This window comes from Streptomyces niveiscabiei (assembly GCF_001419795.1).
Classification (GTDB): domain Bacteria; phylum Actinomycetota; class Actinomycetes; order Streptomycetales; family Streptomycetaceae; genus Streptomyces; species Streptomyces niveiscabiei.
This window is the reverse complement of the sequence record NZ_LIRL01000726.1, coordinates 1-5,040: the sequence shown is the minus strand read 5'-3', so window position 1 is coordinate 5,040 and position 5,040 is coordinate 1. Positions and strand designations below refer to the sequence as shown.

The following is a 5,040-nucleotide window of genomic DNA, read 5'->3' as shown; positions in this document are numbered from 1 at the left end:
GCCGTACCGTCGCGCGGGGGCTGAAGGCGGTCGGGGTGGGGGTGGCGCTGGTGGGGCGGGTGCCGAGGACCGGGATACACGGCCCCGGCGACCTGGACCGGCTGCTGGCGCGGGCCGAGTGGGTCGTCGCGGCGGCGCCGCTCACTCAGGCGACGCGGGGGATGTTCGACGCGCGCCGGTTCGGCGTGATGCTGCCGTCGGCGCGGTTCGTGAACGTGGCCCGGGGCGAGCTGGTCGACGAGGCGGCGCTGGCCGAGGCGCTGCGCCGGCGGTGGATCGCGGGGGCGGCGCTCGACGTGTTCGCGCGCGAGCCGCTCGGCCGGGACAGCCCGCTGTGGGACGTACCGGATCTGCTCGTGACGCCCCGGGCGGGCGGTGCCTTCGTGGGGCAGCACGACCGGCTGGCCGCGCAGTTCGTGGAGTTGTGGGAACGCAGGGAGGCGGGAAGACGGCTGGTGAACGTGGTGGACAAGGCCCGCGGGTACGTCCCCGGCCACTGACACCCGCCGCCGCTGCCGTAGATATTTCCGCTCGGAGTACGCGGTGCGACCACGCGACCGCCAGGCGTGCCCACGTCAAGCGTGCAGGTCCGGGCTCCGGTTCATGTCAAAGGCATATGCCGTTCGAACGTTGCCGCACGTGGGAGGCCCTACGGTCACCCCACGTTCTCGTCAACACCCCCTCCGTATCCGGCGGTTGGCGGTTATCGTGGAGGAGATCCGCTACCCGGATCACGGCCTGAAAGCGACCGCAGGGGGAAAACCGTGGCGCTGAAGCACGAGCCGACCACGCCGTACCACTCCGCGCGGGAGGCGCTCTGGGTCCTGGAGACCATCGCCAGGCACTCCGACGGCGTCACCGACACCGCGCTCGCCCGCCGCACCGGCCTCGGCGACCGCAGACTGACCCCGCTCTTGCGGATGCTCCGCCGCGAGGGGTACGTCGAAAGGACTACGGACGGGGCGTACGTGACGGGCGCCGTCCTCACCCGCCTCGCTTCCGCGCAGGACCGGGAGAGCGCCCTGCGCGAGAAGCTCCAACACACCCTGGACCGGCTGCGGGACTCGGTCGGCGCGGCGGTCTACATCAGCCGGTACGTCGACGGCGAGATACGGGTCGACCAGTACGCCGCCGGACCTACCACTCCCGTGGTGCACGAGTGGGTGGACTTCCGGTACTCCGCGCACGCGACCGCGATCGGCAAGAGCCTGCTGGGGCAGCTGGACCGCGAGGGGCGCCGGGACCATCTCTCCCGCCACAAGATGGCCCGCCTCACCTCGCGCACGATCACCAGCGACAAGCTGCTGCTGTCCCGGCTGGAGGCCCAGCCCCCGAGTAGTCCCGTACTAGACCTCCAGGAGTACGCCGTGGGGACGGTCTGCGCGGCCGTGCCGATCACCGACGGCTCGTCCGTGGGGTGCCTCGCGCTGTCCCTGCCGGTCTCGGACGCGCACCGGCTGAGGCAGGCGGCGGACCGGCTGCACCGGCACGCGACGCCGCTGCTGCTGTCGCTGGCGATCTGAGGGTGTTCCCGCGGGGTTCCGGGAGGGGCCCCGCCCATGGTCAGGAGCACCCCTCGGGACCAGGTAGTATTTTCTCTGTCGCCGGGAAAAGCAGGACAAACCGGCGAGAGTCACGCGCCGCTAGCTCAGTTGGTTAGAGCAGCTGACTCTTAATCAGCGGGTCCGGGGTTCGAGTCCCTGGCGGCGCACATCGGAAGGGCCCTTCGCTCCGGCGAGGGGCCCTTCGGCATGCCCGGGCGCACCCGTCGTACCTGTCGTACTCGTAGCTCTCCGGTACGCCCCCTCCCCCGGCATCCGCTCCCACACCGGGTCCCCGCACGCCACCCCCTCCCGCCGCAGCCGCGCCCGCTGGATCTTGTTCGTCGCCGTCACCGGCATCCACTCCAGCACCCGCACGAACCGGGGCGCCATCTTCGTCCCCAGGTCGGGCTGGGCGCTCAGGAACGCGGCGAACGACTCCGGCTCGAACCTCCCGGCGATCGCCGCCATCACCTGGTCCCCGGTCACCGGGTCGGGCACCGCGTACACGGCCACGGCGTCGGCGCCGTCGTACCGCGCGAGGATCGACTCGATCAGCGCCGCCGCGAGGTTCTCCCCGTCCACCCGGATGCGGTCGTCGCCGCGTCCGGCGAAGTAGAGGTAGCCGTTCCCGTCGCGGTAGAAGAGGTCGCCGGTCCAGTACGCACCGTCGCGCCGGCGTTCGGCCTCGGCGGCGGGGTTGCGCCAGTACCCCTCGAAGGGGTTAGGGCCGTGGTTGACCAACTCCCCTATCGCCTCGGTGCCGTTGAGGAGTTCTCCGGTCGGCCCGAAGACGGCGGGCGGGCATTCGGCGTGCGTCTGCGGGTTCCGTACGACGAGACCGGGCACGGCAGGACCGACCGCGCCGACGGGCGTCCCGGGCGCCCACTGGATCGCCGCCCCGCCCTCGCTGGACCCGTACCCCTCCACCAGCCGTGTGCCGAACCGGAGTTGGAACGCCGCCGCGTCGACGGCGCCCGCCTCGGTGCCGAAGCCGAGCCGAAGCCGGTGGTCGCGGTCCTCGTCCGGGCGGGGCGGCGTGGCCAGGACGTACTGGATCGCCCGGCCGACGTAGGTGAAGTACGTGGCCCGGTAGCGGCGTACGTCGTCGAGGAAGCCGGAGGCGGAGAAGCGGGAGCGCAGGGCGATGCCGGCGCGGGCGGTGAGGGCGGGGGCCCAGCCGGCCATGACGGCGTTGCCGTGGAACATCGGCATGCACAGGTAGTGGACGTCGTCCTCCTCGACCGCGAACTGCTCGGCGAGGCGGCGGCCGGCCGCCGCGAGACGTCCCTGCGTACAGATTGCCGCCTTGGGGGCGCCTGTTGAGCCGGAGGTGAAGTAGAGGAGGAGGCGGTCGGTGGGCTCGGCGGCGCTGCGGTGGAGGGCGGTCGCCGTGAACTGCCCCAGGAGGGTGCTGTATTCGTCCGTCCCGGTGACCAGGAGGCGGACGCCGGGGAGGTCCAGGCCGCGCAGGAGCGGGAGTTGGGACGGTTCGGTGATCAGGAGGGCGCAGTCGGTGTGGAGGATGTCGCGGGCCAGGTCGGGGCCGCGGTGGGTGGGGTTGATGCCGGCGACGGCGGCTCGTGCGAGGGCGGCGGCCGAGAGCCAGTGGACGAACTCCGGTGTGTTGTCGAGGAGTACGCCGAGGTGCGGGGGTGCGTCCGGCGGGAGCAGGGCGGTGAGCAGGGCCGCCCGGGTGGAGGCTTCGCGGGCGAGGTCGTGGTGGGTGAGGACGGTGTCCCGCCACCACAGGGCGGGGCGGTGGTCGGCCCAGCCCTGGGCGACGAGTTCGGCGGTCGTGGCGGCGCGCTCCGTGGACTCCATGGCGGAGCACGGTAGTTGACGTACCGTCAGATGAGGATGGTCACGGCGTGGGGAAGTCGGTCGGGAAGTCGGCGGGGAGGTCGTCCGGGCCGCTGCCGAAGACTCCGTCGGCCAGGTCGAAGAAGGTGTGCACGCCGATCATGAAGGCGACGCAGACCGCCGCGAACACCCCGAGGAAGGCGAGCAGTACGCCGGACTCGGCCATGAGGCGGCCCCGCATGGGCGGCAGCGCGGTCGCCCGCTCCGGGTGCTCGGGGGTGTAGTGGACGGTGACGTAGTCGCCCTCGATGACGGTCCCCGGGCCGTTCTTCTCCTCGAAGCGGACGGGGCGGCCGTCGGCGGCCGTGAACTCGTAGACGTGGTGCAGGGTCGTCCGGGTGCGGTGGTACTCGCCGGCGTCGCTCCTGGTCGTGGTGTACGTGCGCAGACAGCGGCCCTCGGCGGTGAAGCCGCTGTTCCAGGCGGCGCTGATGCGCCGGGAGCGGAGGACCACGATGGCGGCCATGGCGAGGGCGCCGGCGAGCATGAGCGACGGGACGAGGTAGAAGATGACGTCCATGGCGGTTCCCCCGGGTGTGCTGGTCGGTGCACAGGCGTGCCGGTCGGTGCACGTGTCGGGAACGTACCCCTGAGGTACTACGGGTTGCCTCAGGGGAAGCTCAGAGTTCCGGGCGATACCTCGGGACTACCCCCTCGGAGCTACCCCTTCAGACGTACCCCCTCGGTACTACCTCCCCGGTACCGCTCCGGGGCTCCCCCTGGAGCAGTCACCCTCCGGCCTCCCCCCGCCCCGCGCAGAACGCCACGGTGAGGTCCTTCACCAGCGCCTTGCGCTCGTAGTCGTCCAGTTCGACCAGGCCGCGCATGGTGAGCCGGGTGACCGTGTCCTCCACCGAGTCGACGACCGACGTGAGGACCGAGGCCCGGTGCTGCGCGTCCAGCGCGGCGATCCGGCGGCGGTGCATCGCGGCGGCGACCTCGGGGGCGTACTCGACCCGGACGGGCTGGACGGAGTACACCTCGAGGCCGATGGCCCCCGCGTCCGCCGCGACCAGCCGGGTCAGCGCGTCCCCGGCGGTCTCGACCGGACCGCGCCCGGCGCCCGGCATCTCCACCGGGATCCGCGCGAGCGCCGCCTCGACGCATTCGCGCAGGTAGGTCTCATGGTCCTCGACCCCGAGCGTGGCCCGCGCGGTGTCGCGCACCCGCCACACGACGAGGACGACGGCCCGCAGCGCGACCCCGCTGCCGTCGGCGGCCGGCATCGGCTCGCTGCGCCAGTGCCGCAGCCGTACGTCGACCCGGCGGCGCAGCAGGAGGGGGTTCACCCACATCAGCCCCGTACGCCGGACGGTCCCCCGGTACCGGCCGAACAGCCCCAGCACCCACGCCCGTCCGGTCCGGCCGCGCGCGAGCCCGCCGAACCCGAACAGGCCGAGCGCCCCGGACCCGGCGTAGGCGGCCCACTGGGCGAGGCCGAGGCCCGTCCCCGTGTACATCGGAAGGTGGAGGGCCTCGGACGCGAGGTGCGGGAGGACGCCGGCCCACCAGGAGGTGGCGACGCAGCCCGCGGCGCCGCAGGTGCCGGCGAGGACACCGACGGTTCCGGGGAGGACCCGCGCGGGGCGCTCCACCAGGGCGGGGTCGACCTGGGCGGCCGGACGGGGGGTGCCCT

At 72.9% G+C, this 5,040-nt stretch carries 5 protein-coding genes and 1 tRNA gene; 3 read left to right on the top strand and 3 right to left on the bottom strand.

Translation table 11 applies throughout. The features are described 5' to 3' along the window. From AOK24_RS31855 to AOK24_RS31845, 3 genes are all read left to right on the top strand, one after another. Nucleotides 1-500: NAD(P)-dependent oxidoreductase (locus tag AOK24_RS31855; RefSeq protein ID WP_276206871.1), on the top strand; the 500-nt coding region annotated here is incomplete at its 5' end. A 264-nt stretch (nucleotides 501-764) separates the two neighbouring features. Beyond that, the gene (locus AOK24_RS31850; protein WP_055723500.1) at nucleotides 765-1,523 is read left to right on the top strand and encodes an IclR family transcriptional regulator; all 759 of its coding nucleotides are present in this window, start codon (nucleotides 765-767) and stop codon (nucleotides 1,521-1,523) included. 114 nt (nucleotides 1,524-1,637) lie between these two features. Then, nucleotides 1,638-1,711 (top strand) — tRNA-Lys (locus AOK24_RS31845). Here the strand turns inward: AOK24_RS31845 and AOK24_RS45095 are convergent. From AOK24_RS45095 to AOK24_RS31825, 3 genes are all read right to left on the bottom strand, one after another. Next, a complete protein-coding gene (locus AOK24_RS45095; RefSeq protein ID WP_079057094.1) occupies nucleotides 1,677-3,365 on the bottom strand; it encodes an AMP-binding protein in 1,689 nt (562 codons plus the stop codon). The two genes, AOK24_RS31845 and AOK24_RS45095, sit on opposite strands and share 35 nt — an antisense overlap. Before the next feature lie 40 nt (nucleotides 3,366-3,405). Next, nucleotides 3,406-3,924 carry a DUF3592 domain-containing protein gene (locus AOK24_RS31830; protein ID WP_055723497.1) on the bottom strand — a complete coding sequence of 173 codons (519 nt, stop codon included), beginning with the start codon at nucleotides 3,922-3,924 and terminating at the stop codon, nucleotides 3,406-3,408. Nucleotides 3,925-4,132: 208 nt separating this feature from the next. Further along, nucleotides 4,133-5,040, bottom strand: a 908-nt coding sequence (locus AOK24_RS31825; RefSeq protein WP_055723496.1) for an SPFH domain-containing protein, incomplete at its 5' end; no start/stop codon positions are given.